This window comes from Flavobacterium sp. (genome assembly GCF_028712645.1).
GTDB lineage: Bacteria > Bacteroidota > Bacteroidia > Flavobacteriales > Flavobacteriaceae > Flavobacterium.
The window spans coordinates 1-4622 of the sequence record NZ_JAQTPQ010000266.1 but is presented as its reverse complement, the minus strand read 5'-3'; the positions used below and the strand labels follow the sequence as shown (position 1 = coordinate 4622).

Sequence of the window (4622 nt, the reverse complement as noted above, 5' to 3'; positions counted from 1 at the left end):
TGTTGCCGAAAAAAGGATGTTTTGACGTTTGGTTTTCATCATTGCCAACAAGGATGTCAAGTGGGTTCGAAAACCTAAATTAAGCATTTCGTCAAATTCGTCGATGACTAATTTTTGGGTTTCATCAAATCGAATGTAATTGTCCAATGCCAAATCCATTGTTCTTCCAGGAGTTCCAACAAGAATATCGACTCCTTCAAAAACAGCTTTTTTTTGTGTATTGATGTTCACACCACCAAAAACACCAAGAGTTCTAACCGACATATATTTGGTCAGTTTTTCGACTTCTTCGACCACTTGAACCACTAATTCACGGGTGGGAACAAGAATAACAATTTTTGGAGTATGAGTAGGGGTGAACTTATAGAGTTTTAATAACGGCAATAAGTAAGCAAACGTTTTCCCAGTTCCAGTTTGAGCAATTCCCATCATATCACGACCTGACATAATCACTGAAAAAGATTTTTCCTGGATAGGAGTTGGTGTTACAAATCCTAATTCATCGATTGCTTTTTGTACAGATTTTGGAAGATTAAATAGTTCGAAAGTGGTCATAAAACGTAAATTTTGTGCAAAGGTACGTTTTTTTTAAGGATGCCCATTATTCTTAGATTCTTGGTTTTATTTGAATTTTAAATCCCAAGAAACGCTTAGGGAATAAAACCATAAATAACTTCCGGGATTAAAACTCTTTTCTTGATGGGTAATCCCAAATTGTGTTCCCCAAGCATTTCGTTTATTAGTACTCGAAAAATAATAATCTACTTTGAATTTTTGAGAGTTTAAAGTAATTGTTTGAATGGCATTGATTTCAGTATTGAAATAATTGTCTTCTGGAGAAAATCCCATTCCAAATGATAATCCTAAATAATTATCAGCATCACTTCTGTACTTTCGATAAGTAACAATACCTGATGAACTTACTCTTGAATTACTAGGAGTTATGTAAGGACGAAATGACCAATAATTATTTCCTTTATACCATCCAACTGATCCTGTGTAAATTATAGTGGTAGTATTATATTCTAACCCTCTAAATCCAAGAGAAGCTTCAAAACTATTAGGTAGAGATTTGTATAATTCAACACCATATCGAATATCTGGGAATAAAAATGAATTGGATAGACCAAAATTAAGATAGGCATAAAACCCTTTTGAAATTTTTGGGTACAAATCTACTTCATACTGAGTTCCGTTTTGATTGAATCTTCTGTCAAAATTTACTCTTCCAAGAATACTACCATATTTTGTTTTTCTACTATAAGTAATTGAATTATAAAACATTGGACTAAATTTTTCTGAATATAAATCAATTGAGGATTTAAATTGAATTGAGTTTTTTCTTAGCCTTTCGTTTAGGCTTTTTTTATACTCAATAGCTTTCTGGTCTTCTGGATTTTTGTCCAAAACTGTTTGTATAGTATTGTAGGCTTCAATAGAATTTTCTGTTTTTTCCTGTGCGTTAGCTTTCAAATATAAGATTTCAGCCTCTTCAGGAAATTTTTTTAGTGACTCTGTTGTCATTTCTAAAGCGGCATAAGGTGCGTTTGCCCATAATTCGTTTTTTATGGCTGCTATCCAAGTACTTTTCCGATTTGCATCTTTTTCGAGAATGTAATCAAATTCTTTTCGAGCTTTTTTATATTCACCGTCCCAAGAATAAGTAGTTGCCAAAAATTCACGAATATCATGATAATCTGGATATTTGGTAAGGACAAGGACTAAAGTATCTTGTGCTTGTTTTCGTTGTTGATTAAATGCTAAATTACGAGCATTTTCAAAGGCTGTATCGGGATTACCAGCGAACTTTTTTTCTTGACCAAATGACAGGAAGAAACATAAAAATGTCAATATGATACTGAGTTTTATAACTGTTTTTGAAATCATTATATTCGATATATTTTTTAGTCAAGTAATAATTTACAATTTCAATCTGCTTTTTTAGTAGTGATTGATAATAAATTTTGAAATATCATCATTTGTCAAGAATCCATGTAAAAGTATTGGTTTTTCTTTTGAATTAATTAATTTTTTTAGCTCCTCCAAATCCTTTTGATTAAAAGTTGGAGCAAGCGGATAATGAATATAATTCATTGAATAATCTGTTAGGAGCTTTTTTTCTTTGGCAATCCATATCTGGTTATCTTTTACGTTATTGTCAAGCAGAGAAATTACAGTTTTAAAATGTCCGTTGAGAATAAACATCATATATTCATCATCAGTTGGATAGGGTGTTAAATAAACATCTTTTTCTAATTTGAAATAATTTCCTCTAGTCCAAGTAGGTAGTTCTTCAATTTTGCGAATGTTTGAAGGATCTTCTTTTTTAGTTTTGACCCCAAATTTTTTGGCAACAGATTTAAATATATTTACCCTGTCACGACCAAGATAGCAGTGCACATAATAAAGTCCTTTCTGTGTTTCAATAAATTTTTTTGCAGCTTGTAGTGTTTTCTCATTTTCAGAAACCCATGGCATCATAGGCAAATTAATTAACTTGATACCATATTTTTTAGCAAGTGCACTTTCGTCTTTCATCAAGGCGGGTTCTGCTGGAATCACCATTTCGTGCAGCAATGAAATTATACCATCAAATCCTTGTTCCTTAAGCGATTTTATCATTTCTTCGTTTGGATATGCTCCATAAACAAATTCTAACTGATTATATTTATCTTCCTGATTTTTTATGTTTTTTGTCGAAATCTCTCCAGAATAATTTATAAGCAATTTTGGATTAAAACTAAATACATAGACCGAAGCGAGCAGAATTAACGTTAATATTCCAGGGAGAAACCATTTTATGGTTTTATTTTCTGATTTTTTTATGAATCTATGGAAGAAAAATGCCAGTAGAAAAGCAACTATTATATAAACTATGATGATTACTTTTCCTAAAATATTTTCTTTGGATATTTCCATATTTGTTGAATGCGAATACTCGGCCAGCCATTTTGAAGGACCTGCTAATAAGACCCACAAACCCAAAGGAAATCCAATACATAACCAAAGATATAAGAACAAAATTATTGACTTATTTTTATTTTCCATCGTACTATTTTTTTTTAAGAGAGTTTTTTTTAATTAAATTTATTCAAATCTTATTTGATTTGAATTTTTTTTTATTTTTTTTGAGTTTAACTTTGAGATTTATTCAACCCTTTTCGTACCATTACTCCCCATTTTATTTCTTTATTAAAATAGTAGTCAAAGTTTCCTTTGATAGCAGCATATAATATGAAGGGGTGATTAATTATAGGTTCTAAAAATGCAGTAGTAATTAAGTGAAAACCAACTCCTTTTTTCTTGTATTGATGACTGGTAAGTTCTTCAGTTATAATTGTAATTATTGAAAACAATACAGTAAATAAATAGGCTACAACTAAAAACGCCAATGCATAATCCCATTGCACAGCTTTTGTTATAATGAGATATAGGAAATATACAATTCCAGTTACCTCTATAATAGGAGCTAATCTTTCATATATTAACCAATAGGGATAACTTATCATTCCTAATGATCTATATTTAGGGTTAAATCCAATTTTTTTATGCTTTTTTAATGTTTCAATAGTTCCACGAGTCCAGCGATTTCTTTGTGAAATGAATGTTTTATAATTATCGGGAGCTTCAGTCCAGCAAAGAGGATCTGGGATATAAGCTACTTTATATTTTATTTTTTGTTCTTCCATATGTCTTCTCATTCTCACGATGATTTCCATATCTTCACCCACAGTTTTAGTATCATAACCACCAATTTCAATTGCAATTTTTTTGTCAAATAAACCAAAAGCACCAGAAATTACTAATAAACCATTTAGCTTGCTCCAAGCCATTCGTCCCATTAAAAATGACCTTAAGTACTCTAAAATCTGACCTCTAACTAACAAATTTGTTGGTAAATTAATATCGAGTAATTTACCGTCTTTTATTGTACAGGAATTGGCAATTTGAATAACTCCACCTGCAGCAATTACTTTTGAGTCAGTTGTTTCTAAAAAGGGTTTAATCATTTTTAGAAGAGCATCTTCAACTAATAAACAGTCTACATCTATGCAAGCAACATATTTGTTAGGACTAATATTTAAACCAGTATTCAATGCATCGGCTTTTCCACCATTTTCTTTATCAACAACAATTAGTTTTTCAAAAGCTGGATTGGTAGATTTAAACACTCCTTCCCTTAGAGGTTTAGTTGGAATTTGATTGTTTATTATATAATCAACTTTTACTAAATCATAGGCTTTAATCAGTTTTTCTAAGCTATCATCTTTGCTACCATCATTTACAATTATTACGTCATAATTTGCATAATAATTTGATAATAATGAACGAACATTTTCAACAATGTTTAAAGTTTCATTATAGGCAGGAGCAATAATTGATATCGATGGCGAAATTGAAGAGGATAGGATGTCATTGTAATTTACAAAGCTATTTTTTTTTATATAATGACCATTTTCAAATACCGAAATTATGGCTAAAATTATATAGGAAAGTATAGCAGTAATTGTAAAATACATAAAGAAATATTGAATTATTTCGGATATATTTATGTTCATAATTAACTAGCTTTAATTAGACTAACGGATACAGGCCGGCTTGCCGGCGTTAGTTCGAAGAAT

4 protein-coding genes are annotated in these 4622 nt (G+C 30.6%); all 4 read right to left on the bottom strand.

The window, feature by feature from the left end:
- Positions 1-555 (bottom strand): DEAD/DEAH box helicase (locus PHC28_RS15860; protein ID WP_300102901.1); only part of this gene is annotated, 555 nt, incomplete at its 3' end.
- Between the two features lie 66 nt (positions 556-621).
- Complete coding sequence (locus PHC28_RS15855; RefSeq protein WP_300102898.1) at positions 622-1887, bottom strand: YaiO family outer membrane beta-barrel protein; 1266 nt, start codon at positions 1885-1887, stop codon at positions 622-624.
- A gap of 54 nt (positions 1888-1941) precedes the next feature.
- The gene (locus tag PHC28_RS15850) at positions 1942-3048 is read right to left on the bottom strand and encodes a hypothetical protein (RefSeq protein ID WP_300102895.1); all 1107 of its coding nucleotides are present in this window, start codon (positions 3046-3048) and stop codon (positions 1942-1944) included.
- 86 nt (positions 3049-3134) lie between these two features.
- On the bottom strand, positions 3135-4559 hold the full coding sequence (locus tag PHC28_RS15845; RefSeq protein ID WP_300102892.1) for a glycosyltransferase family 2 protein: 1425 nt from the start codon (positions 4557-4559) through the stop codon (positions 3135-3137).
- Positions 4560-4622: the final 63 nt, after the last annotated feature.